Source organism: Vibrio sp. C8 (genome assembly GCF_054051265.1).
The window spans coordinates 145,951-169,596 of record NZ_JBPAOE010000011.1; the positions used below are offsets into that span (position 1 = coordinate 145,951).

Here is a 23,646-nt window from a genome sequence, read left to right on the forward strand (position 1 = left end):
TAGTTTTTCATAACTGATCTGAGTCAATTTTTTTCACGTAGTGAAATATTATACTCAGCCATGAAAGCAATTTACTAAGTTCGTTGTTATTAAGTCGCTGAAGTTTTGATAAAAATACATATACAACATGCTTAATAAAGAGTTTTTAAATTTAAATTTTTTTATTTTAGGAGATCCATTATGCCTGTAACTAATCTGGCTGAACTAGATGCTCTAGTAGCACGCGTTAAAGCGGCTCAAGCTGAGTTTGCTACTTACTCTCAAGAGCAAGTAGACAAAATCTTCCGTGCAGCATCTCTTGCAGCTAACCAAGCTCGTATCCCTCTAGCGCAACAAGCGGTAGCGGAATCTGGCATGGGTATCGTTGAAGATAAAGTAATCAAAAACCACTTCGCTTCAGAGTACATCTACAACAAATACAAAGATGAAAAAACTTGTGGTGTTCTAGAAGAAGACGACAGCATGGGCACAATGACTATCGCAGAGCCTGTGGGCATCATCTGTGGTATCGTTCCAACAACTAACCCAACGTCTACAGCAATCTTCAAATCTTTGATTTCTTTGAAGACTCGTAACGGTATTATCTTCTCACCACACCCACGTGCTAAAAATTCTACAAATGATGCAGCTAAACTGGTTCTAGACGCAGCAGTTGCAGCAGGCGCGCCAAAAGACATCATCGGTTGGATCGATCAACCATCTGTAGAGCTATCTAACGCTCTTATGAAACACGAAGGTATTGCTCTTATCCTTGCTACTGGTGGTCCAGGCATGGTTAAAGCGGCTTACTCTTCTGGTAAACCAGCTATCGGTGTTGGTGCGGGTAACGTTCCAGTTGTTATCGACGAAACTGCAGACATCAAACGTGCAGTAGCATCTGTACTTATGTCTAAAACTTTCGATAACGGCGTAGTATGTGCTTCAGAACAAGCTGTAATCGTTCATAAAGACGTTTACGAAGAAGTTAAAGAGCGTTTTGCTTCTCACAAAGCACACGTACTAAGCAAAGCTGACGCTGACAAAGTACGTAAAACAATCCTAATCGACGGTGCGTTAAACGCGAAAATCGTTGGTCAACCTGCTTCTGCTATCGCAGAAATGGCGGGTGTTAAAGTTCCAGCTGATACTAAAGTTCTTATTGGTGAAGGTCTTGGTAAAGTTGCTTATGAAGACGAGTTCGCACATGAGAAACTATCTCCATGTCTAGGTATGTTCAAAGCAGATAGCTTCGAAGACGCTGTTGACCAAGCTGTAACAATGGTTGAAATCGGCGGTATCGGCCATACTTCTGGTCTTTACACTAACCAAGATGTAAACGCAGATCGTATTCGTTACTTCGGTGACAAGATGAAGACTGCTCGTATTCTTATCAACATTCCGACTACTCACGGTGGTATCGGTGACCTTTACAACTTCAACGTTGCTCCATCTTTAACGTTAGGTTGTGGTTCATGGGGTGGTAACTCTATCTCTGAGAACGTTGGTCCTAAACACCTAATCAACAAGAAAATTGTTGCTAAGCGAGCTGAAAACATGTTGTGGCACAAACTACCTAAGTCAATCTACTTCCGTCGTGGTAGCCTTCCAATCGCTCTTAGCGATCTAGAAGGTAAAAAACGCGCATTCCTTGTAACTGACCGTTTCCTATTCAACAACGGTTACGCAGATGAAGTTGTTTCACTACTTAAAGCTCAAGGTATGGAAGTTCAAACATTCTTTGATGTAGAAGCAGATCCAACTCTATCTGTCGTAGAGAAAGGTGCATCTCAAATGGCTAGCTACCAACCAGACGTGATTCTAGCTCTAGGTGGTGGTTCACCAATGGATGCTGCGAAGATCATGTGGGTTATGTACGAGCACCCAGAAACTCACTTCGAAGAACTAGCAATGCGCTTTATGGACATCCGTAAACGTATCTACAAGTTCCCTAAAATGGGTCAAAAAGCTGAGTTGGTATGTATCACTACTACTTCAGGTACTGGTTCAGAAGTTACTCCATTCGCGGTTGTTACAGACGACAAGACTGGTGCTAAATACCCACTAGCTGACTACGAGCTAACTCCTAACATGGCTATCGTTGATGCGAACCTTGTTATGAACATGCCTAAGTCTCTAACAGCGTTTGGTGGTTACGATGCAGTAACTCACGCTCTTGAAGCATACGTATCTGTTCTTGCGAACGAATACTCTGACGGTCAAGCTCTTCAAGCACTTAAGATGCTTAAAGAGTACCTACCATCAAGCTACAAGAATGGTGCAAACGACCCAATCGCTCGTGAGAAAGTACACAACGCAGCAACTATCGCTGGTGTAGCATTTGCGAACGCTTTCTTGGGTGTATGTCACTCAATGGCTCACAAGATTGGTGCTGAGTTCCACTTACCACACGGTCTTGCTAACGCACTGCTTATCTCTAACGTTGTACGTTACAACGCGAACGATAACCCAACTAAACAAACTGCATTCTCTCAATACGACCGCCCACAAGCACGCCGTCGTTACGCAGAAGTTGCAGAGCACTTGGGTCTAGTTCAGCCAGGCGACCGTACTGCTCAGAAGATTGAACGTCTACTTGCGTGGATGGAAGAGCTTAAGAAAGATCTTGATATCCCATTGTCTATCCAAGCTGCGGGTGTTAATGAAGCTGACTTCCTAGCGAAAGTTGAAGAATTGGCGGTTGACGCGTTTGATGACCAATGTACTGGTGCAAACCCACGTTACCCTCTAATCACTGAGCTACAAGAAGTACTTAAAGCTTCTTACTACGGTAAAGCATTTGTTGAAGGTGAAACTTTCGAAGGTACTACTGTAATCAAGAAGAAAGCTGACCAAGTAGCTCCAGCAGCTGCTAAAGCAGATAAAAAAGCAAAAGCTTAATTTGAGATAGGTTTTCGCTAGCACGATAACCAAATCAACAAATAAAAAGCCCCACTTCGGTGGGGTTTTTTTTGTCTATTTTTTAAGTAAAAGTTTAAGTCCACATGACTAGAATAGCGGCGAGAGCAACGAGAATTAATCCAAAACCATCTTTGATTCGGACTTTTTGTTTAAGCCAGAGAACCGATATCAACATAGTAAAAAAGATTTCAATCTGTCCTAGAGTTTTTACATAAGGAACCGCTTGCAAAGACATCGCACTGAACCAGCCTATTGAACCTAAACAACTGGTAAAGCTGGTTAAGAAGACTATTCTAGGTCTCGCGAATAAGGCTTTTAGCGTATCCACATCTCTGAGGACCAAATATGCGACTAGGATGAGTGTTTGAAGGGATATAACTAACAACAAAACCCAAGCGGCACCGTAAGGAAAGGGTAATCCTAGAGCAATGCTGGCTTCTCGAACCCATAAAGAAGTTAACGCGAAAGCACTGCCGCAGCTTATCCCCAAAATAACGGTAGGCAAGGATATTTGACGAAAACTACCTTGAGTACTTAATAAAAACACACCAACACCGCCTACAAATACCCCGAACCATCCTAACAAAGTCAGTTGAGTGCCGAAGAAAAGCATACCCAACAACGCAGCGACTAATGCTTCACTCTTGGCGAGTCCTGCTCCTACAGCGTAATTATTAAATTTAAACAGTCTAACCATAAGCGCTGTCGCAACGATTTGCATTGTCGCAGCACCGACGATGTAAGTGATGAAGAGTGAATTAATGTTGGGTAGAGCAATGGGCTCTATGACATATAAAGCGACTAAATACAGAGCGGCTATAGGACTTGCCCAAAGAAAACGCGCCAAAGTAACACCAGCCGTTTTTACATCGCCAGATAAGTGACTTTGAAAAGCGTTGCGCCAAGATTGCATAAAAGCAGCGAATAGAGTGAACAGAATCCATGTCATGTTAAGAACGTCCAAAGAGATAATGCCGTGTCAGAGACGACACAAGAGGTGCACAGGCTTCTCACTATGCAACTAATTGGTTTTTATATCAAATGGAGAGATAAGAAAAAGCCTCTCGTTTGAGAGGCTTAGAAATGTTGATTGAGAGGGTGTCAGTTAGCCCGCAAGCACATCTGTAGCAACTTTATAACTAGGGTCTTCTTTAACATTAATTTCGACTAGGCTGCCTGCTTTATGCAGTAATGCGCGGCAATCCTGGCTTAAATGGCGTAAATGAAGTGTTTTCCCTACAGAAGCGTAGCGTTCAGCTAAGGTTTCAATGGCTTCTATGGCTGAGTGGTCAGCAACACGTGACTGAGCGAAATCGACAATCACATCTTGAGGATCATTTGGCGCATCAAATAACTCTAAAAAGTTCGCAGCAGAACCAAAGAAAATAGGTCCATTAACTTTGTAAACTTTAGAGCCTTCTTCATTGAGCTGGCTACTTGCGTAGATGTGTTTAGCATGTTCCCAAGCAAACATAAGTGCAGAAGTAATTACCCCAACTCCTACCGCAATAGCTAAGTCGGTAAATACTGTAACAATCGTTACCAGTACGATGACAAAGAAATCTTGCTTAGGTACACGACGAGCAAGTTTGAATGTTGCCCATTCAAACGTACCGATTACTACCATGAACATTACGCCAACTAGCGCAGCTAGTGGAATCATTTCAATCAGTGAGGAAGCAAACAGGATAAAGACCAGCAACATCACAGCAGCCACAATACCTGACAGGCGTCCACGACCACCGGAGTTAATGTTAATCATTGACTGACCAATCATCGCACATCCACCCATAGCGCCAAATACAGAACAGGTAATGTTCGCAAGACCTTGTCCCATACATTCACGGTTAGACTTACCACGAGTGTTAGTCATTTCGTCCAGAACAGTCAGTGTCAGCAATGACTCTATCAAACCAATAGCTGCCAAAATGACAGAATACGGAAGAATAATTTGTAAAGTCTCAAGTGTCATTGGAACGATAGGGAATGCAAACGTTGGCAGCGTACCAGCAAGTGTTGCGCCTTCATTACCCGACATTGCGCGCAAGAAGTCGACAACGGTGCGAGTTTCTAATCCCAGCCCTTGAACCAGCAAAGTAACGATAACAATCGCAGCTAATGAAGATGGAACTGCCTTGGTAATTTTAGGAAGAAAGTGAATGATAGCCATCGTCAAAGCGACTAAGCCTAACATTAGGAACAACTGTTCGCTTGGAAGCCAACTAAGAGCGCCACTCATATCTGGTGCTTTGAACTGACCTAATTGTGCTAGGAAGATAACAATTGCCAAGCCATTCACGAAACCAATCATTACAGGGTGAGGGACCATGCGAATGAACTTACCGAGTTTAAATAGGCCGGCTGCAATTTGCAGTATTCCCGTTAACAAAATGGCGGCAAACAGGTATTGGACACCATGGCTTGATACTAGGCTGACCATTACTACGGCCATTGCGCCTGTCGCTCCCGAGATCATGCCCGGGCGTCCACCGAAAATAGAAGTCACAAGACCAACAATAAATGCGGCGTACAGACCAACCATAGGGTCAACACCCGCTACGAACGCGAAGGCAACCGCTTCTGGTACTAGTGCTAAAGCAACAGTAAGACCCGAAAGAACGTCATTTTTTACAGAGTGTTTGGAAAACTGGGGAAATTCAAACATGAGTTGAGTGTTTTTCCTGATAATTAATGGTGAACTGACTTTATCTAAAACGTTCTTTGAATCGAAATGGGATGTGCCAAATAAACGTTGCTTGGCAAAAAGGGTATTCAATAGGCTGAACGCGTTAAGTTAAAGATGAAAGGCGGATGCTACAGAATTGTGTGATGAAGTTCAATATTGAACCAATAATCAAGAGCAATGAGTCTGTTGCAATAATAAAAAAGCCACCCGAAGGTGGCTTTTACATGGTTTTTAATTAGTAACCTTGAGGTTTCGCCATTGCAGAGCCGGCTTGGTTACGAGCAACTTGGCTACCTGCACCAATAGGTGCGTACCGCTCAGTGCGGAAAGGCGCTGCGTTAACTGCGATTTCTTTCACCTCTTGTGGACCAGAAGCTTTAGTCATTGGTGATGATGCATGACCTTTTGCTGGAGCTGTAACACTCGCTTTCTTCGCTGGTTCAACTACTGGTACAGGGATCTCAGCCCCTTGTTCTACCACATCTTCCACAACAACTTGAGCTACTGGCGCTTCTGTTGTCGGTTGTTCAATGGTTTCAACTGCTGGGGCTTGTTCCACTTCAGTTTGAGCAACCGGTGCTTGTTCGACAGCAGTTGGTGTAACAACTGGTTGTTCAACGACAGGCATTTCAATTACTGGTTCTGGAGCTTTCTCAACTGGTGCTTCAGCAACAGCTACTTCATGACGAACAATCACTTTACCCATTGCCATTTCTGGGAACGCGTAGCCACCTAATACTGGTGTTGATGCAACTGTTTGTTCAACTATTGCTTCAACTTGAGGTTGAGATTTAACAACAGGTTTAGCTAAGTCGTAACGTGGCATCACTTTACCCATAGCCATCTCTGGAGATGCTACACCACCTTTACGTAGGCGGAATGGGTTAGGGCGACGATCACGACCACGGCGACGACGCTGACCACTTGCTCGTAGGTGACGAGGTGAACGACGGTTACGACGCTGTTTCTGCTCATCTTGTTGCTCTACATTGTTATCAGTATCAACATTCGCTTGAGTCAACTCGACTTTAGGTTCTTGAGTAACAGGTGCTTGAACATCTGCATTCAATGAATTCTCAACGATTTCTGCTTCTTCAGATTGTTGATTGTTCACTCGAACTTGCTTGTTAAGCTTACGGCGTTGACGACGCTCTTTAACTGCAGCAGCTTTGGTTTGTTGAGCTTCGCCTGCTGGCTTTTCAACCACTTCTTGTTGCGCTTCAACTGCTAATTGGCGACCTTCTTGCTGAAGTTTGTTCGACTTCGTTTCATTGCGATCACGCTTATTACGACGCTCTTGCTTAGGCTTACGCTCTTGCTGTTTGCTTTCTGTAGTTGCAACAGGTTGTTCGGTCTCAACTTTATCGTTCGCCTTATCATTTGGCTTACGACGATTTCTGTCACGAGAGTTGTTGTTACGACGGCGGTCGTTACGTTCGCGACGTTGAGGCTGTTTCTTACGCTCGTTCTCTGTTTCGCTTGTTTCTTTTACCTGTTCTTTCTTCTCTTCTTCTGAAGAAGCGAACATAGCAGACAATGCTTTAAAGAAGCGGCTAACCAGTCCAGGTTTTTGTTCAGTAATAACCGTTTCTTTAGGGGCTTCTACTTGTGGCTTTGCAACAGGCGCTGGTGCTGACTGTGCTGGTGATGCAAAACCTTTCAGAGCTGGTTCTTCGATGCGTTTTGGACGTAAGTCAGGTTCACCGACTTCTTTGCCTTCAGCTTCTTTTAGTGCTTCCAGCTTTCTTGGGATCAAGTAAGAGAGAATTTCATGCTCTTCACCTTCACGCACACGAACTACCTCGAAATGAGGGGTTTCCATGTCTGAATTCGGAACGATAGTAATTCTGACTTCTTGGATGCGTTCAATGTGGTTGATAGAACGACGTTTTTCATTCAGTAGGTATGAAGCAATTGACACCGGCACGACAGCCAATACTTGTGCTGTATTGTCTTTCAATGCTTCTTCTTCGATGAGGCGAAGAACTGATAGCGCTAAAGACTCGTTGTCACGCACCACACCTGTGCCTGAACAACGTGGGCAAATGTGGTGGCTTGCTTCGGCCAGAGAAGGACTCAAACGTTGACGAGACATTTCTAGCAGACCAAAACGTGAAATGCGGCCAATTTGCACACGAGCACGATCTAGGCGAACAGCATCACGCAAGCGGTTTTCTACTTCACGCTGGTGACGAACTGGTGTCATATCGATAAAGTCGATAACAACTAGACCACCTAAATCACGTAGGCGTAATTGGCGTGCAATTTCGTCTGCGGCTTCTAAGTTAGTGTTCAGTGCCGTTTCTTCGATATCGCCGCCTTTGGTTGCGCGAGCTGAGTTGATATCAATAGAAGTTAAAGCTTCTGTAGGGTCAATCACGATTGAACCACCAGAAGGAAGGCGAACTTCACGTTGGAATGCAGATTCGATTTGGCTTTCGATTTGGAAGTGGCTAAATAGTGGCACTTCACCTTCGTATTTTTTAACACGGTTTACGAAATCAGGGCGAACTAAACCAATATGGTCTAAGGCACGTTCATAGATAGTATTACTATCAATTAGAATTTCGCCGATATCACGACGCAAGTAGTCTCGAATCGCTCGCACGATTACGTTACTTTCTTGGTGGATCAAAAATGGCGCGGGATTCGAATCAGACGCTTGTTTAATAGCAGCCCAATGGTTAAGTAGAACGTTTAAGTCCCACTCTAACTCTTCACCGTTTTTGCCAACACCTGCAGTACGAACGATGAGGCCCATACCTTGTGGCAATTCTAAAGAGCTCAACGCTGTTTTTAATTCCGTGCGCTCGTCACCTTCGATACGACGAGAAATACCGCCGGCACGTGGGTTGTTAGGCATCAGAACTAAATAGCTACCAGCAAGAGATATAAAAGTTGTTAGAGCTGCGCCTTTACTACCGCGTTCCTCTTTTTCAACTTGAACGATAACTTCCTGGCCTTCTTTAAGCACTTCTTTAATGCTTGGGCGGCCTTGATAGGTATAACCATCTGGGAAGTATTCGCGGGCAATTTCTTTAAGAGGAAGGAAACCGTGTCTTTCAGCGCCGTAATCAACGAAAGCTGCTTCTAGACTTGGTTCAATACGGGTAATACGGCCTTTGTAGATGTTCGCTTTTTTAGATTCATGTCCAGGACTTTCGATATCAAGATCGAATAATCGCTGGCCATCAACCAAAGCGACACGCAACTCTTCTTTCTGAGTCGCGTTAATTAGCATTCTTTTCATTTAAAAATCTCGTAATTTTTTCTTTGTTTTGATTATTGTTCTTGTCGCGTTTGGTTCGCTTTCACGGTGCCAGATCCCATGGCTTAATTCATTACAGCCTCCCGGCTGGAGGGATGCTCTGAGGGCACGTCAGTCATCACAAGCATAAGCAGCCTGTGATCCGCATAGAGGCGGATTTACTCATCATGAAAGGCGAAGAGTAGAGCAACAAGAAACCTTAACCTGAAATGTCTTACGCCAATGCAGCACCAAGTTATAGGTTTACTACTCGTTTATTGCTTTAATAAAACGGTAAAAATAGAAACATACCAGTTCAATTATTGCAGGTGTGAACTATAGCAGTGACTGCAAGTCACAGCAATGTGCTTTATTAGAAAGCGCTTAAAAATTTCAAGCCATGTCCAAAAGTGTTTCCTAGTCAGTGTCAAATCTGAGCAAAATGGAAGAGAAGTTTGCATTTTATCAATAGTAAATTGCCCAATTTTCGGGCTCAATGAGCAATGTGATGTTTATTTCAACGAGTTATTAAAAAAAAGCATCCGAAAAGCGATTTTTAATCACGAAGAAAATGTGAATTCACGCAGATTCAGTTAGAATAGTTGCCATGAACGAAATCAGAACCCAAGTCCAGTTCATCGACATAGATGAAGATATGGCTGGTCAACGCATCGATAACTTTTTGCGTAACCAATTAAAATCAATTCCTAAAAGCATGGTTTATCGAATCTTGCGAAAGGGTGAAGTGCGCGTAAACAAAAAACGAGTGAAAGCTGATTATAAGTTGGAAGCTGGAGACGTGGTTCGTGTGCCACCAGTAACGATTGAAGCGAAGGCAGAAGAAGCTACTGCGCCAAGTACCAAACTGAACAAAGTTGCGGAACTTGAACATTGCATTATCCATGAAGATGACCATGTACTGATCTTGAACAAACCGTCAGGTACAGCGGTGCATGGAGGTAGTGGCCTAAAGTTTGGTGCTATTGAAGCCTTACGTGCGCTGCGTCCGCAAGCTCGCTTCCTAGAACTGGTACATCGTATTGACCGGGACACATCTGGTATTTTGCTGGTTGCTAAAAAGCGCTCGGCATTGCGTCATCTACAAGCTCAGTTTCGCGAGAAAACAGTGCAGAAATACTATTTTGCTCTGGTGATGGGGGAGTGGGAAAGCAAATGGAAGGTTGTTAACGCGCCGCTGCTAAAGAACGAAGTGAATAGTATTGTTCGAGTTAATTCTAACGGTAAGTCGTCAGAAACGCGTTTTAAGATCCTTGAAAAGTTTGAACAGGCGACTTTGATTCAAGCGAGCCCAATTACTGGGCGAACTCACCAGATACGCGTTCATACTCAGTATATGGGACACCCAATTGCGTGGGATGACCGATATGGTGATCGCCGTTTTGATGCCTATACTGCCCAATTCGGTATTGACCGTTTGTTTTTACATGCTGCAAACATTCGATTTGTTCATCCAGCGACCGAGGAGCAAATGGAAATTAACGCCCCTCTGGATAGCAAACTAGAGAAGGCACTTGCTCAAATGCGGAAAGCTAAGTAAAGAAAAGGCTTGTGTTCTACAAGCCTTTTTCAATTTGCAATATCGAGAAGTTTATAGGACCGGGAAATGTTCGTTTTCGAGCAACTGGATAAGCTTGATAAGCGGAAGTCCTATTAATGTATTAGGGTCGTCACCTTCGAGCTTGTCAAACAGGGCGATTCCCAATCCCTCACTCTTAAAGCTACCTGCGCAGTTTAGAGGCGTTTCTTTTTCGACATAACGTTCGACCATTTGCTGTTTGAGTTGGCGAAAATGCACTGTGAACGTATCTAGCGTAATCTGACTTTTTTGCGTCTCAGAGTTATACAGTGCTAAACCTGTGTAAAATGTAATCGCTTTACCACTTTGACTCATTAGCTGTTCAATCGCTTTTTGTTTAGTATGTGGTTTGCCGACAATTAGTCCTTCAATCACACAAACTTGATCTGAACCGATGATTAAACTGGGTGTTTTAACAACACAAGAGCGTGCTTTTTGAACCGCCAACCTTTGTACTAAAGCTTCAGGCAACTCGTTTGTCTGGGGTGTTTCATCGCAATTGGGCTGTGCGGTAATGAAAGGGATATCGAGCTTTTTCAGTAATTGCTGACGAAAAGGCGAAGTGGAAGCTAAAACTAGTTGGTAATTTTGCATTTTACTTTACAATTATCGTTAAGTTTATGTGCAGCATATAGCATTCAATGTTGTTGACCATAATTCTCTCCGCGAAAAGGGGAAAAAATGTATTTTTTACCTTTTTCTTTGACTAAATCTGTTTTGGAAGATAATATTCGCGCCCTATGCAAAAGGTAAAGATACCGCGAACGGTTGATCCGGGCAAAGCGGCTCAAAAACGACTTGATTACGATGGCATCATCCAAATGAGTCTTTTGAAGCGTTTAGAGGAATCAGTCGCTAGCGTAAAACGCGACGCACAAGTCTCATTGTCATTTGGGCTTGATGAACAACAACTCGTAGTTATCTCTGGTAAAGCTAACATCGAAGTTGATTTAGAGTGTCAGCGCTGTAATGAGGTTTTCGCACATGAGTGCGAAGTTGAATTCACTTATTCTCCGATTACGGGTAAGAAAAGTGATGAAGAAATTCCCGACGATTACGATTTGGTAGATCCTAATGAGTACGGTGAAGTAGACCTGATTCAGCTAGTTGAAGACGAGTTCATCTTAAGTTTGCCTCAAGTAGCAATGCATGAAGATGCGGATTGCAGCGTTAAATCAGACAATATGGTGTTTGGTGATATTCCAGAAGAGATTTTGGAAGAAAAGCCGAATCCATTCGATGTTTTAAAAAGTTTGAAGAAGTAATTCTTTGAGACCATTAACATAGGAGTAGGGTCAATGGCCGTACAGAAAAACCGTAAAACACGTTCTAAGCGTGGTATGCGTCGTTCACACGATGCGCTATCTGCAGCTGCACTATCTGTAGACGCGACTTCAGGTGAAACACACCTACGTCACAATGTAACTGCTGAAGGTTACTACCGTGGCAAAAAGGTTATCAACAAGTAAGGTTGACCTTTGCAAAATTTAACCGTTGCACTTGATGCAATGGGCGGGGATTTCGGTCCTCGCGTAACAGTGCCTGCCGCCGTGCAGGCACTGTCGCATTTCCCAGAGCTAAAAGTGACTCTCATCGGTGATCAAACTGAGATCGCCCAACAACTTTCTTTATTAGGTTGCGAACCGAATGCTCGCTTGAGTGTCGTAAATAGTGACCGCGTCATCTCGAATTCAGAAAAACCCTCTTTGGCATTGCGCCACAGTGTTGGTACCTCTATGGGTATGGCTATTGATCTTGTCGCTGACGGTCAAGCCGACGCTTGTGTGAGTGCTGGCAATACTGGTGCATTGATGGCGTTATCCCGTTTTAGGCTTAAACTATTGCCAGGTATTGATCGTCCGGCTTTGGTTTCAGCGTTACCCACCGCGTCAGGTGGTAAAACATGGATGCTGGATTTAGGCGCAAATGTTTCTAGTGATGCAGATTCTTTATTTCAATTTGCAGTGATGGGAGCAGCATTAGCTGAACAACATTTAGGTCGACCTGCTCGTGTAGCGATTTTGAATATCGGTGCAGAAGAGATTAAAGGCAATGATTTAGTTAAACGTTGTGCAGAAATGCTGAGTCAAACACACGCTGTGAATTTTATCGGCTACATTGAAGGGAACCAATTATTAATTGATGCAGCAGATGTTGTCGTATGCGATGGTTTCGTAGGCAACGTTTGTTTAAAGGCGTGTGAAGGAACGGCACAACTTTTTATCGATAGGCTAAAAAATAAGTTTTTAGGCTCATCTATAAAAGGTTGGATTGCGAAAAAGCTGTTTTCTGAACTATTTACTGAGTTAAAAACACTGAACCCCGACCAGTATAACGGCGCAAGTTTGCTAGGATTGCGCGGCATTGTAATAAAAAGTCATGGAAGTGCTGATGTATCCGCTGTCGTGAATGCGATATCAGAGGCGGTGCATGAAGTTAAACGACAAGTACCCAGCCGTATAAGCGATCGTTTGGAAGCGGTTTTACTCGAGAGGCATTATTAGTCTTCATGTATAGCAAAATTTTAGGTACTGGCAGCTACCTGCCATCTCAAGTGCGTACAAACGCTGATTTAGAGAAAATGGTAGATACAAGTGATGAGTGGATTGTCACTCGTACCGGTATTCGCGAGCGTCGTATTGCAGCTGAAGATGAAACAGTTGCAGATATGGCGTTTTATGCAGCACAAAATGCGATCGAAATGGCGGGCATTGATAAACACGACATTGATCTCATTATCGTGGCGACCACAAGCAGCAGCCATACGTTCCCTTCATCTGCTTGTCAGGTTCAAGGGAAATTGGGCATTAAAGGCTGTCCAGCATTTGACTTAGCAGCGGCGTGTTCTGGCTTTATTTACGCGCTTTCTGTTGCAGATCAGCACATTAAAACAGGCATGTGTAAAAATGCACTGGTTATTGGTGCAGACGCATTGTCGAAAAGCTGTGACCCGACGGATCGCTCAACCATTATTTTATTTGGCGATGCAGCAGGCGCGGTTGTGCTGGGCGCAAGTAAAGAGCCGGGTATTCTTTCAACCCACATCTACTCAGATGGTGAATTTGGTGAATTATTGAGTTTACCAGTCGCTGAGCGAGGTGGTGACGCTGACAAGTGGCTGTACATGGCTGGTAACGAAGTCTTTAAAGTTGCGGTGACTCAGTTGTCTAAGCTGGTTAAAGATACGTTAGAAGCAAATAACATGCATAAGTCTGAGTTGGATTGGCTGGTTCCGCATCAAGCGAACTATCGCATTATTTCTGCGACAGCGAAAAAACTCTCTATGTCTCTAGACCAAGTAGTATTAACCTTGGACAGACACGGTAATACTTCGGCGGCTACTGTTCCAACAGCGCTTGATGAAGCGGTTCGTGATGGTCGTATCAAACGTGGTCAGAACTTATTATTAGAAGCTTTTGGTGGCGGTTTCACCTGGGGCTCAGCTTTGGTTAAATTTTAACAACGTTAGATTTTAGCTAATCGATTTTTGTAATAATTTATCGTTACTATTAGTCTTTAAGGCGTTGAAATAACGCCTTAATCATTTTTGAGGAAACAGCAATGAGCAAGTTTGCTATCGTATTTCCAGGTCAAGGTTCTCAAGCTATTGGTATGCTTGCAGAGCTTGGGCAGCAGTATGATGTAGTTAACCAAACTTTTGCAGAAGCATCTGATGCATTGGGCTATGATTTGTGGGCGTTGGTTCAAAATGGCCCTGTTGAAGATCTAAACCAAACTTTCCGTACGCAACCTGCATTACTTGCAGCGTCTGTTGCTATTTGGCGTGTATGGCAAGAACTTGGCTTGGAACAGCCAGCGGTTCTTGCAGGCCATAGCTTGGGTGAGTATTCAGCATTAGTGTGTGCGGGTGTTATCGACTTCAAACAAGCGATCAGCCTAGTTGAGCTTCGTGGTAAAGCGATGCAAGACGCAGTTCCTGCTGGTACTGGTGCCATGTATGCGATCATTGGTCTTGATGATGAAGCGATTGCTAAAGCTTGTGAAGATGCGGCGCAGGGTGAAGTGGTTTCTCCAGTAAACTTCAACTCGCCAGGTCAAGTGGTGATTGCTGGTCAAAAAGACGCAGTTGAACGCGCTGGTGCACTGTGTAAAGAAGCTGGCGCTAAACGTGCGTTGCCTCTACCTGTTTCGGTTCCTTCACATTGTGCATTGATGAAGCCAGCGGCTGAACGTCTAGCTGCAGCATTAGCGGAAATCGAATTTAATTCACCTCAAATCCCAGTAATTAATAATGTGGATGTTGTTGCTGAAACAGATCCTGCAAAAATTAAAGATGCACTTGTTCGTCAACTATACAGCCCAGTACGCTGGACTGAAGGCGTAGAGAAAATGAGCGAACAGGGCGTTGAGAAATTACTAGAAATGGGTCCAGGTAAAGTTCTGACTGGCCTGACTAAACGTATTGTAAAAACCTTAGACGCAGCAGCAGTGAACGATATTGCTTCACTAGAAGCAGCTAAGTAAATATAGGAACCAAACATGAGTCAATTCATGAGTTTAGATGGCAAAGTTGCACTAGTTACTGGTGCAAGCCGTGGTATTGGTAAAGCTATCGCTGAACTATTTGTAGAACGCGGTGCCACAGTAATTGGTACAGCAACTAGCGAGAGCGGTGCTCAAGCGATCAGCGCTTATCTTGGTGATAACGGTAAGGGTTTAGCCCTTAACGTTACAGATGCAGAATCTGTCGAGACAGTATTGAAAGCAATCAACGATGAGTTTGGTGCAATCGATATTCTAGTGAACAATGCAGGTATCACTCGTGATAACCTATTGATGCGTATGAAAGACGACGAATGGTCAGATATCTTAGATACTAACCTGACTTCTATCTTCCGTATGTCGAAAGCTGTACTACGTGGCATGATGAAAAAGCGTAATGGCCGTATCATCAACGTAGGTTCTGTTGTCGGTACTATGGGTAACGCTGGACAAGCAAACTATGCAGCAGCAAAAGCAGGCGTGATTGGTTTTACTAAATCAATGGCGCGTGAAGTTGCTTCTCGTGGTGTGACTGTAAACACCGTTGCTCCAGGTTTTATCGAAACAGATATGACAAAAGCACTGAATGATGAGCAACGTGCTGCTACACTTGCACAAGTACCAGCTGGTCGTTTAGGTGATCCACGTGAAATTGCTTCTGCAGTTGCATTTTTGGCTTCACCAGAAGGCGCTTATATTACGGGCGAAACTTTGCACGTAAATGGCGGCATGTATATGGTTTAATGCCATTTTTGTGCTAAGTTGGAAACAGAGTTTTAATTGTGAGCAACTTTGTACATTAATTGATATAAAAATGCGCAACATTTGTGCATGATATATGTCAAAAATGGTGTGAATTTCGGTTAAAATCGCCAAATTTGTGGTTTGACCAGCAAGGACCCCCTTGCAACTTTCCCTAGTTAGAATAAACTACGGAATCATCGCATTAGGCGAAATCTGTAAAGGAAAAGAAAAAATGAGCAACATCGAAGAACGCGTAAAGAAAATCATTGTTGAACAGCTAGGTGTAGACGAAGCAGAAGTTAAAAACGAAGCTTCTTTCGTTGAAGATCTAGGTGCGGATTCTCTAGACACTGTAGAACTAGTTATGGCTCTAGAAGAAGAATTTGACACTGAGATTCCTGATGAAGAAGCAGAGAAAATCACTACTGTTCAAGCTGCGATCGACTACGTAAACAGCGCTCAGTAATGTCTCTTCCCAGGCGGCCATCTGGTCGCCTGAGTTTTTCTCACTCATCTTTACCTCTCATAGAATTTTTCAATTCCCGGAGAATATGATCGTGTCCAAGCGTCGTGTCGTTGTCACTGGCATGGGTATGTTGTCACCAGTGGGCAACACAGTAGAATCTTCTTGGAAAGCCCTGCTAGCTGGTCAAAGTGGTATTGTTAATATTGATCACTTTGATACAACCAATTTTTCAACTCGTTTCGCAGGTCTAGTTAAAGACTTTAATTGCGAAGATTACATGTCTAAAAAAGAAGCCCGCAAGATGGATTTGTTTATCCAATATGGCATTGCTGCAGGCATTCAAGCATTAGACGATTCTGGTTTATCGATCACTGAAGAAAATGCTCCACGTGTTGGTGTTGCTATTGGTTCAGGTATCGGTGGCCTAGAGCTTATTGAAAGTGGCCATCGTTCACTTTTAGAAAAAGGCCCACGTAAAGTTAGCCCATTCTTTGTACCGTCAACCATCGTCAACATGATTGCTGGTAACTTATCTATTATGCGTGGTCTACGTGGCCCTAACATCGCTATTTCAACAGCATGTACGACTGGTTTGCACAACATTGGTCATGCAGCTCGTATGATTGCATACGGCGATGCAGAAGCTATGGTTGCTGGTGGTGCAGAAAAAGCATCAACGCCGCTAGGTATGGCTGGTTTCGGTGCCGCAAAAGCGTTATCGACTCGTAACGATGAACCTCAAAAAGCTTCTCGCCCTTGGGATAAAGACCGTGACGGTTTTGTACTAGGCGATGGTGCGGGCATCATGGTGCTTGAAGAGTACGAACATGCTAAAGCTCGTGGCGCTAAAATTTATGCAGAAATCGTTGGCTTTGGGATGTCTGGTGATGCTTATCACATGACTTCACCAAGCGAAGACGGTTCCGGTGGCGCGCTAGCGATGGAAGCGGCAATACGTGATGCTGGCTTAACTGGTGTTCAAATTGGTTATGTCAATGCTCATGGTACATCGACTCCTGCGGGTGATGTTGCTGAAGTGAAAGGCATTAAACGTGCTTTAGGCGAAGAAGGTTCGAAACAAGTTCTTATCTCTTCTACTAAGTCAATGACTGGTCACCTATTAGGTGCAGCAGGTTCTGTTGAATCTATCATCACAGTTATGTCGCTAGTTGATCAAATGGTTCCACCAACAATTAACCTTGAAAACCAAGAAGAAGGTTTAGACGTTGATCTTGTTCCAAACACTGCACGTAAAGTGGAAGGTATGGAATACGCAATGTGTAACTCGTTTGGTTTTGGTGGTACAAACGGATCATTGATCTTTAAACGCGTATAAAGTTCATCGAACTGTACTTGTTTTGAAACGGCTTGATGCTTAGCATTAGGCCGTTTCTTTATTTTCAGGGAGCGGAAATATGTTTTGGATAAATGGTGAGCAGAGTGATCTTATTTCAGTCAATGATCGCTCATTTCAATACGGTGATGGATGCTTTACAACTATGTTGACCAAGCATGGTGAAATACAGCATTGGCATTTTCATCTTGACCGAATGGAAGCGTGCTTAAAAGTCCTCGGTATTCCGTTTCCCGACTGGCAGCAAGTCGAACAATGGTTGAAACGAGCTCTTCATACAGATGAGAGGGCTGGCCTTAAATTGCATATTACCCGAGGTACTGGTGGACGAGGGTACAGCCCCGCACAAGTCACGCAACCTAACGTTACGATTAGCAACTTTTCTTTTCCCTCTCACTATGCACAATGGCAAGCTGAAGGTTTGCAACTTGGGATTTGTTCCCAGCGTATGGGATTAAATCCTATGCTTGCGGGGCACAAACATAACAATCGCCTCGAGCAGGTTATACTCAAAAACGAAATGGATTTGGCTGGCTATCTCGATGGTTTATGTTTGGATATTCAAGGACATATTGTCGAGACCACCGCCGCCAATATTTTTTGGGTAAAAGGTGCTACTTTGTATACGCCTTCGTTAAAAAATGCAGGTGTTTCAGGTGTGTCCCGCAGAATTATATTAGAATACGCCCAGCAACTTAATTTGAAAGTGGTGAAAGGTGATTTTGAACTCGATCATCTTGATAATGCCGAAGAAGTATTTATCTCTAACTCACTGTTAGAGATCGCACCTGTGGTCCAAATATCGGAACGTAAGTACTCTATTGGACAACAGATGCGAAGAATTCAGGAGAAATTTAATTCGTGATTAAAAAGTTATCTTTTCTATTGGTCGTTCTTTTTCTGTGTGTAGCTGGCACTTATTTTTATGTACAAAGTGAAGTAAACAGCTATCTTGCCCAACCTTTAAAAATAGAAGAGCCGCAAATCGTCACTATTCAAAGTGGCACCAGTTTGAATCGCGCTATGTCTATGCTGGTAGAAAAGAACTGGATCGAGACTACGCCTTTTACTTCTCTAATCCATCGTTTGCACCCTGAGCTCGCTGGCTTAAAGGCGGGAACTTTCCAGCTCACACCAGGTATGACGTTAAACCAAGCGCTGAATCTTGTGATTTCTGGAAAAGAACATCAGTTTGCTATCACCTTCGTTGAAGGTAGCCGTTTCTCTGAATGGAGAGATATTCTTACGAATAATCCTTACCTGAAACACACATTAGATGGTGTATCAGAAAAAGGGATTGCTCAAAAATTAGGGATTGAACGAGATAAGCTAGAAGGCTTGTTTCTTGCTGAAACTTACCATTTTACTCATGGTGCGAGTGACTTAGATATTTTAAAGCGGGCGCATATAAAACTGAATGACATTCTGACTACTGAGTGGGACAAACGACAAACTGGTTTACCCCTGAAATCGTCATACGAAGCACTGATTTTGGCCTCAATCATTGAAAAAGAAACCGCAGTTGAAGATGAGAGAACACAGATCTCATCGGTATTTGTTAATCGACTTAACAAGCGCATGAGGCTACAAACTGACCCTACTGTGATTTATGGTATGGGTGAAAATTATGACGGGAATATTCGCAAGAAAGACTTGAAAGCATCTACACCCTATAACACCTATGTGATTTTTGGATTACCACCAACGCCTATTGCTATGGCTGGCCCTGCTTCAATCAATGCAGCTCTAAACCCAGATCAAAGTAGTTATTTGTACTTTGTTGCCAGTGGTAACGGTGGTCATGTGTTTTCTAAGACACTGGCAGAGCATAACCGCGCAGTACGCGCCTATCTAAAACAGATTCGTAACCAATAATGAACTCAAAATTTATCGTAGTTGAAGGCCTAGAAGGGGCTGGTAAAAGTACCGCTATTCAAGCGATTGTAGAAACCTTACATGAATTTGGTGTCGACCAAATTACACGTACTCGAGAGCCTGGTGGCACCGTACTGGCAGAGAAAATGCGTGAATTGGTTAAGCAAGAACACGAAGGTGAAGTGCTGCAAGACATGACTGAACTGCTTTTGATGTATGCTGCACGTGTTCAGTTAGTTGAGAACGTGATAAAGCCTGCTCTAGAGAAAGGAAGTTGGGTTGTTGGAGATCGCCATGATATGTCTTCTCAAGCGTATCAGGGGGGAGGGCGTCAAATCTCACGTCAAACCATGCAAAGTTTGAAACAGACGACTCTGGGTGGCTTTAAGCCAGATTTAACTCTTTATCTTGATATTGATCCTAAAGTCGGTCTTGAGCGAGCTCGCGGACGTGGTGAGCTTGATCGTATCGAGAAAATGGACATTAGTTTTTTTGAGCGCACAAGAGAACGATACCTTGAAATAGCTGGTTCAGACGATTCGGTTATTGTTGTGAACGCAGAACAAACCATAGACAAAGTGGCACAGGATATTAAGTCTGCGCTACAACAATGGTTGAAGAGCGTCTAAGGAGCAAGCAATATGCGAGAACTCCATTCTTGGTTACTAAGCAGCTGGGATAACTGGAAGCATCAGCTAGATAATAATAGCTTCGCTTCGGCTACCTTGCTGTCATCTTCTCCCGGTTTAGAAACGTTTCAGTTGGCCCAGCAGTTTGCTCGTTCATTGATGTGTAGCACTTCCAACAGTGAACCTTGTGGCTTTTGTCATGGCTGCGATTTAATGCAGTCAGGTAATCACCCTGATTACCATGTCGTAAAGCCGGAGAAGGAAGGGAAGGCGATTACAGTAGAGCAGATACGCCAGTGTAATCGCATTGCTCAGGAGTCCTCTCAGCTCTCAGGCTACCGTCTATTTGTGATTGAACCTGCAGAGGCGATGAACGAGTCTGCTGCTAACGCATTATTGAAAACACTCGAAGAGCCGCCAGAGAAGTGCGTGTTTGTTCTCATCGCTTCAAAAGCCAGTGCTTTGCTGCCTACTATTGTGAGTCGATGCCAGCAAGTTACGATTCCCGACCCGCAATCTTCAGTCGTTACTCAATGGTTACAAAATGAATTGGGGCAGCAAGTTCCGTCTTATGTCGCTCATATTAATGGTGATGCTCCAGTACAGACTAAAGCTTTTATTCAGGCAGGTGATTTAGAAGCCTATAAATCTATTGAAGAGAGCCTGATTGCCGCGGTGCAAGGCAATACGGAAGCTGCGCTCAAATGCGTGAGCAAAATTAATGTGTCTCCTATTGTGCGTTTAACTTGGCTTTGGTATTTGCTAACCGATGCTCAAAAAGCACATTTTGGTGTTGTGCAGCCAAACTTTACTCCCGGCTGCCATACTTTATCGTCAGTATTGGGCTATGTTGTTTTAGAAAAGCAAAGTTCAGAACTTGCGACTTTAATTGAACAGCTACGTCATTTCACTGGTCTAAATAGCGAGCTTTTAATAATGGATTGGATATTTAAATTTAACGAGGAAACATGTTTGTAGATTCCCACTGTCATCTGGATAAACTGGATTATCAAGATTTACACACTGATATATCGGATGTCGTGAACAAAGCCGCTCAAGCGAATGTCAAACAGCTATTGTCGGTTGGAGTTACGCTTGATTCTTTCCCTGACATGATTGAAATGATCGCGCCATTTGAGAATGTACATGCCACTTGTGGAGTTCACCCATTAGATGTGGAAAGTGAGTTCGCGTTAGATAAGTTTCACGAATATGCGAAACACCCTAAGGTTGTGGCGATTGGTGAAACTGGCTTGGATTATCATTACCAACCAGAAACTGCAGAGTTGCAGAAGTTACGTTTCTCCCAACAAATAGAAACCGCAGTAGCACTTAATAAGCCACTGATTATTCATACCCGCAATGCGCGAGCAGACACCTTAGCAATGCTAAAGCAAGGTGGCGCTGAGTGCTGTGGAGGCGTGATTCACTGTTTCACTGAAGATTTAGCTTTTGCTGAAGCCGCGATGGATTTAGGTTTTTATATATCTATTTCAGGGATTGTCACATTTAAACAGGCAACAGAGCTGAAGGAAGTTGTGAAAGTACTGCCTATTGAGCGCTTACTGATTGAAACGGATTCTCCATACCTTGCACCTGTTCCACATCGCGGAAAAGAGAATCAACCAGCTTATGTTGTTGAGGTCGCTGCGTACATAGCTCAGTTAAAAGGATGTTCACTTTCTGAAATTGCGGAAAAAACGACCCAAAACTACCATGATCTTTTTTTGCGATAGAAATCAACATTTGGTTAAAAAGGGAGCGTTTGCTCCTTTTTTTATTGAAAAAATCAGAAAACTTCCATGCCTGGCTGCTTGTTTACTAAATGTGTTGATTTTGAGAGGTTAAATTAAAGCAATGTAATTTTGTTACATAAAATAACATGATGCTCAATTTTATTTACGCTGTAAAATTATTGGTTTTAACTTTTAAATCTTTTAAAAACAAATGGATAAGTGCTGTGTAATGCTTTTCAGAGGTCAGATCTGATTGTGATCTGCCTAATACTTTGAAACTTAATTTCGTAACTAAGTAGAATCCATGAGGAGCATCAATATATATTTAGAGGCAGAAAATATAATACATTTTGTGGTTACATTTTCATTGGGTGCTAACATTTAGGCTACGGGGGTGTGCCGTTAGAACCCAAAAATTCTAATAACTTAATCAGGAGCATAAACATGTTTAAAAACGCTTTTGCTAACCTGCAAAAAGTTGGTAAGTCTTTGATGCTACCAGTATCAGTACTACCAGTTGCAGGTATTTTGCTTGGTGTGGGTGCGGCGAACTTTAGCTGGCTACCAGAAGTAGTATCACATTTAATGGAGCAAGCTGGCGGTTCAGTGTTCGGTCAAATGGCACTTCTTTTCGCTGTCGGTGTATCTCTAGGTTTCACTAACAACGATGGTGTTTCAGGTCTGTCTGCGATCGTTGGCTACGGCATCATGATTGCTACGCTAAACGTGATGGGCGATGCAATGGGTGTTGGCCACATCGAAACTGGTGTTTTAGGTGGTATCCTTGCTGGTGGTGTTGCTGCTTGGGCATTTAACCGTTTCTATAAAATCCAACTTCCAGAGTACCTCGGTTTCTTTGCAGGTAAACGTGCGGTTCCAATCATCACAGGTTTCCTATCAATTGGTCTTGGTGTAATTCTTTCTATCATTTGGCCACCAATTGGTAGCGTGATTGCTTCTTTCTCTGATTGGGCAGCAAACCAAAACCCTGTTACTGCTTTTGGTATCTACGGTATTGTTGAGCGTTCTCTAATCCCATTCGGTCTACACCACATTTGGAACGTACCATTCTTCTACGAAGCTGGTACTTGTACAAACTCTGCTGGTGAAGTTGCACACGGTATCATGACTTGTTTCCTTACTGCTGATGACGCTTCTCGCGCAGCGGGTAATGGTTTCGGTCAGCTAGCTGGTGGTTACCTATTCAAGATGTTCGGTCTTCCAGCTGCTGCAATTGCAATTGCACACAGCGCTAAACCTGAAAACCGTGCAAAAGTAATGGGTATCATGGCTTCTGCAGCACTGACTTCATTCCTAACTGGTATTACAGAACCAATTGAGTTCTCGTTCCTATTCATCGCTCCAGTACTATACGCAATCCACGCAGTACTAGCTGGCGTTGCATACATGCTAACGAACTCTCTAGGTGTTGTTCACGGTCACACATTCTCTAACGGTTTCATCGACTTCGTGGTTCAATCACCACGTGCTGAAAACATGTTACTGCTTGTTGGTCTAGGCATCGCTTACGCAGTACTTTACTACGTAGTATTCACTTTCGTTATCCGTGCGATGGACATTAAAACTCCAGGCCGTGAAGACGAAACAGAAACTACAACAGCGACTACTGGTACTGAAATGGCTGGTGAACTTGTTGCTGCATTCGGTGGTAAAGAGAACATCACTAACTTAGACGCATGTATCACTCGTCTACGTGTATCAGTTGCTGATACTGAAGTTGTTGACCAAGATAAACTGAAAAAACTTGGTGCAGCAGGCGTAGTTGTAGTATCTGGTGGCGTTCAAGCTATCTTCGGTACTAAGTCTGACAACCTTAAAACAGATATGGATGAGTGGATCCGTAACCACGGTTAATCCTCAGATATTTCTTCCCCTATAGAAAAGGAGACT

General features: G+C 43.4%; 20 protein-coding genes. 16 read left to right on the plus strand and 4 right to left on the minus strand.

Annotated elements, in window-relative coordinates; translation table 11 throughout:
- Window positions 1–180: 180 nt before the first annotated feature.
- Window positions 181–2,877, plus strand: a complete 2,697-nt coding sequence (gene adhE / locus ACRQQK_RS06715; protein WP_457510543.1) for a bifunctional acetaldehyde-CoA/alcohol dehydrogenase — start codon at window positions 181–183, stop codon at window positions 2,875–2,877.
- 94 nt (window positions 2,878–2,971) lie between these two features.
- On the opposite strand, the gene ACRQQK_RS06720 is transcribed toward adhE, so the two are convergent.
- The 3 genes from ACRQQK_RS06720 to rne form a co-directional block, all read right to left on the minus strand.
- Window positions 2,972–3,847, minus strand: coding sequence for a multidrug transporter (locus ACRQQK_RS06720; protein WP_457510544.1), 876 nt, complete (start codon window positions 3,845–3,847; stop codon window positions 2,972–2,974).
- A 156-nt stretch (window positions 3,848–4,003) separates the two neighbouring features.
- Window positions 4,004–5,563 (minus strand): SulP family inorganic anion transporter, encoded by a 1,560-nt coding sequence (locus ACRQQK_RS06725; protein ID WP_457510545.1) that lies wholly within the window; start codon window positions 5,561–5,563, stop codon window positions 4,004–4,006.
- A gap of 256 nt (window positions 5,564–5,819) precedes the next feature.
- A complete protein-coding gene (gene rne, locus ACRQQK_RS06730) occupies window positions 5,820–8,834 on the minus strand; it encodes a ribonuclease E (RefSeq protein WP_457510546.1) in 3,015 nt (1,004 codons plus the stop codon).
- Between the two features lie 604 nt (window positions 8,835–9,438).
- On the opposite strand from rne, the gene rluC reads away from it, so the two are divergent.
- Window positions 9,439–10,389: a 23S rRNA pseudouridine(955/2504/2580) synthase RluC gene (gene rluC, locus ACRQQK_RS06735; protein ID WP_457510547.1), complete on the plus strand. Its 951-nt coding sequence runs from the start codon at window positions 9,439–9,441 to the stop codon at window positions 10,387–10,389.
- 51 nt (window positions 10,390–10,440) lie between these two features.
- Here rluC and ACRQQK_RS06740 read toward each other — a convergent pair whose 3' ends face one another.
- A complete protein-coding gene (locus ACRQQK_RS06740) occupies window positions 10,441–11,022 on the minus strand; it encodes a Maf family protein (protein WP_457510548.1) in 582 nt (193 codons plus the stop codon).
- A 146-nt stretch (window positions 11,023–11,168) separates the two neighbouring features.
- Here ACRQQK_RS06740 and yceD point away from each other — a divergent pair, with 146 nt between their 5' ends.
- The 14 genes from yceD (at window position 11,169) to ptsG (ending at window position 23,610) form a co-directional block, all read left to right on the plus strand.
- On the plus strand, window positions 11,169–11,693 hold the full coding sequence (gene yceD, locus ACRQQK_RS06745; protein WP_457510549.1) for a 23S rRNA accumulation protein YceD: 525 nt from the start codon (window positions 11,169–11,171) through the stop codon (window positions 11,691–11,693).
- A gap of 33 nt (window positions 11,694–11,726) precedes the next feature.
- On the plus strand, window positions 11,727–11,897 hold the full coding sequence (rpmF, locus tag ACRQQK_RS06750) for a 50S ribosomal protein L32 (protein ID WP_167412096.1): 171 nt from the start codon (window positions 11,727–11,729) through the stop codon (window positions 11,895–11,897).
- A gap of 9 nt (window positions 11,898–11,906) precedes the next feature.
- The gene (gene plsX / locus ACRQQK_RS06755; RefSeq protein ID WP_042483596.1) at window positions 11,907–12,932 is read left to right on the plus strand and encodes a phosphate acyltransferase PlsX; all 1,026 of its coding nucleotides are present in this window, start codon (window positions 11,907–11,909) and stop codon (window positions 12,930–12,932) included.
- A 5-nt stretch (window positions 12,933–12,937) separates the two neighbouring features.
- On the plus strand, window positions 12,938–13,888 hold the full coding sequence (locus ACRQQK_RS06760) for a beta-ketoacyl-ACP synthase III (RefSeq protein WP_457510550.1): 951 nt from the start codon (window positions 12,938–12,940) through the stop codon (window positions 13,886–13,888).
- A gap of 101 nt (window positions 13,889–13,989) precedes the next feature.
- Window positions 13,990–14,913 (plus strand): ACP S-malonyltransferase, encoded by a 924-nt coding sequence (gene fabD, locus ACRQQK_RS06765; protein WP_457510551.1) that lies wholly within the window; start codon window positions 13,990–13,992, stop codon window positions 14,911–14,913.
- 27 nt (window positions 14,914–14,940) lie between these two features.
- Entirely contained in the window at window positions 14,941–15,675 is a 735-nt protein-coding gene (fabG, locus tag ACRQQK_RS06770; protein ID WP_457511097.1) for a 3-oxoacyl-ACP reductase FabG, read from the plus strand.
- A 232-nt stretch (window positions 15,676–15,907) separates the two neighbouring features.
- Entirely contained in the window at window positions 15,908–16,141 is a 234-nt protein-coding gene (gene acpP / locus ACRQQK_RS06775) for an acyl carrier protein (RefSeq protein ID WP_014204679.1), read from the plus strand.
- A 91-nt stretch (window positions 16,142–16,232) separates the two neighbouring features.
- Complete coding sequence (gene fabF / locus ACRQQK_RS06780) at window positions 16,233–17,477, plus strand: beta-ketoacyl-ACP synthase II (RefSeq protein WP_457510552.1); 1,245 nt, start codon at window positions 16,233–16,235, stop codon at window positions 17,475–17,477.
- 79 nt (window positions 17,478–17,556) lie between these two features.
- Window positions 17,557–18,360, plus strand: a complete 804-nt coding sequence (gene pabC, locus ACRQQK_RS06785; RefSeq protein WP_457510553.1) for an aminodeoxychorismate lyase — start codon at window positions 17,557–17,559, stop codon at window positions 18,358–18,360.
- A complete protein-coding gene (mltG, locus tag ACRQQK_RS06790; protein WP_457510554.1) occupies window positions 18,357–19,370 on the plus strand; it encodes an endolytic transglycosylase MltG in 1,014 nt (337 codons plus the stop codon). The genes pabC and mltG overlap by 4 nt, the downstream gene beginning before the upstream one ends.
- Complete coding sequence (gene tmk, locus ACRQQK_RS06795) at window positions 19,370–19,999, plus strand: dTMP kinase (protein ID WP_457510555.1); 630 nt, start codon at window positions 19,370–19,372, stop codon at window positions 19,997–19,999. Before mltG ends, tmk begins: the two co-directional genes overlap by 1 nt.
- A 12-nt stretch (window positions 20,000–20,011) precedes the next feature.
- Window positions 20,012–20,977, plus strand: coding sequence for a DNA polymerase III subunit delta' (gene holB, locus ACRQQK_RS06800; RefSeq protein ID WP_457510556.1), 966 nt, complete (start codon window positions 20,012–20,014; stop codon window positions 20,975–20,977).
- A complete protein-coding gene (locus tag ACRQQK_RS06805; protein ID WP_457510557.1) occupies window positions 20,968–21,735 on the plus strand; it encodes a TatD family hydrolase in 768 nt (255 codons plus the stop codon). The genes holB and ACRQQK_RS06805 overlap by 10 nt, the downstream gene beginning before the upstream one ends.
- Before the next feature lie 444 nt (window positions 21,736–22,179).
- Window positions 22,180–23,610: a PTS glucose transporter subunit IIBC gene (gene ptsG / locus ACRQQK_RS06810; RefSeq protein ID WP_457510558.1), complete on the plus strand. Its 1,431-nt coding sequence runs from the start codon at window positions 22,180–22,182 to the stop codon at window positions 23,608–23,610.
- Window positions 23,611–23,646: the final 36 nt, after the last annotated feature.

Coding starts and splice junctions, on each gene's coding strand:
- ACRQQK_RS06760 (WP_457510550.1), top strand. CDS start 12,938: ATGTATAGCAAAATTTTAGGTACTGGCAGCTACCTGCCATCTCAAGTG.
- ACRQQK_RS06720 (WP_457510544.1), bottom strand. CDS start 3,847: ATGACATGGATTCTGTTCACTCTATTCGCTGCTTTTATGCAATCTTGG.
- acpP (WP_014204679.1), top strand. CDS start 15,908: ATGAGCAACATCGAAGAACGCGTAAAGAAAATCATTGTTGAACAGCTA.
- fabG (WP_457511097.1), top strand. CDS start 14,941: ATGAGTTTAGATGGCAAAGTTGCACTAGTTACTGGTGCAAGCCGTGGT.
- ACRQQK_RS06740 (WP_457510548.1), bottom strand. CDS start 11,022: ATGCAAAATTACCAACTAGTTTTAGCTTCCACTTCGCCTTTTCGTCAG.
- rpmF (WP_167412096.1), top strand. CDS start 11,727: ATGGCCGTACAGAAAAACCGTAAAACACGTTCTAAGCGTGGTATGCGT.
- ACRQQK_RS06725 (WP_457510545.1), bottom strand. CDS start 5,563: ATGTTTGAATTTCCCCAGTTTTCCAAACACTCTGTAAAAAATGACGTT.
- fabD (WP_457510551.1), top strand. CDS start 13,990: ATGAGCAAGTTTGCTATCGTATTTCCAGGTCAAGGTTCTCAAGCTATT.
- yceD (WP_457510549.1), top strand. CDS start 11,169: ATGCAAAAGGTAAAGATACCGCGAACGGTTGATCCGGGCAAAGCGGCT.
- ACRQQK_RS06805 (WP_457510557.1), top strand. CDS start 20,968: ATGTTTGTAGATTCCCACTGTCATCTGGATAAACTGGATTATCAAGAT.
- rluC (WP_457510547.1), top strand. CDS start 9,439: ATGAACGAAATCAGAACCCAAGTCCAGTTCATCGACATAGATGAAGAT.
- rne (WP_457510546.1), bottom strand. CDS start 8,834: ATGAAAAGAATGCTAATTAACGCGACTCAGAAAGAAGAGTTGCGTGTC.
- ptsG (WP_457510558.1), top strand. CDS start 22,180: ATGTTTAAAAACGCTTTTGCTAACCTGCAAAAAGTTGGTAAGTCTTTG.
- adhE (WP_457510543.1), top strand. CDS start 181: ATGCCTGTAACTAATCTGGCTGAACTAGATGCTCTAGTAGCACGCGTT.
- holB (WP_457510556.1), top strand. CDS start 20,012: ATGCGAGAACTCCATTCTTGGTTACTAAGCAGCTGGGATAACTGGAAG.
- pabC (WP_457510553.1), top strand. CDS start 17,557: ATGTTTTGGATAAATGGTGAGCAGAGTGATCTTATTTCAGTCAATGAT.
- tmk (WP_457510555.1), top strand. CDS start 19,370: ATGAACTCAAAATTTATCGTAGTTGAAGGCCTAGAAGGGGCTGGTAAA.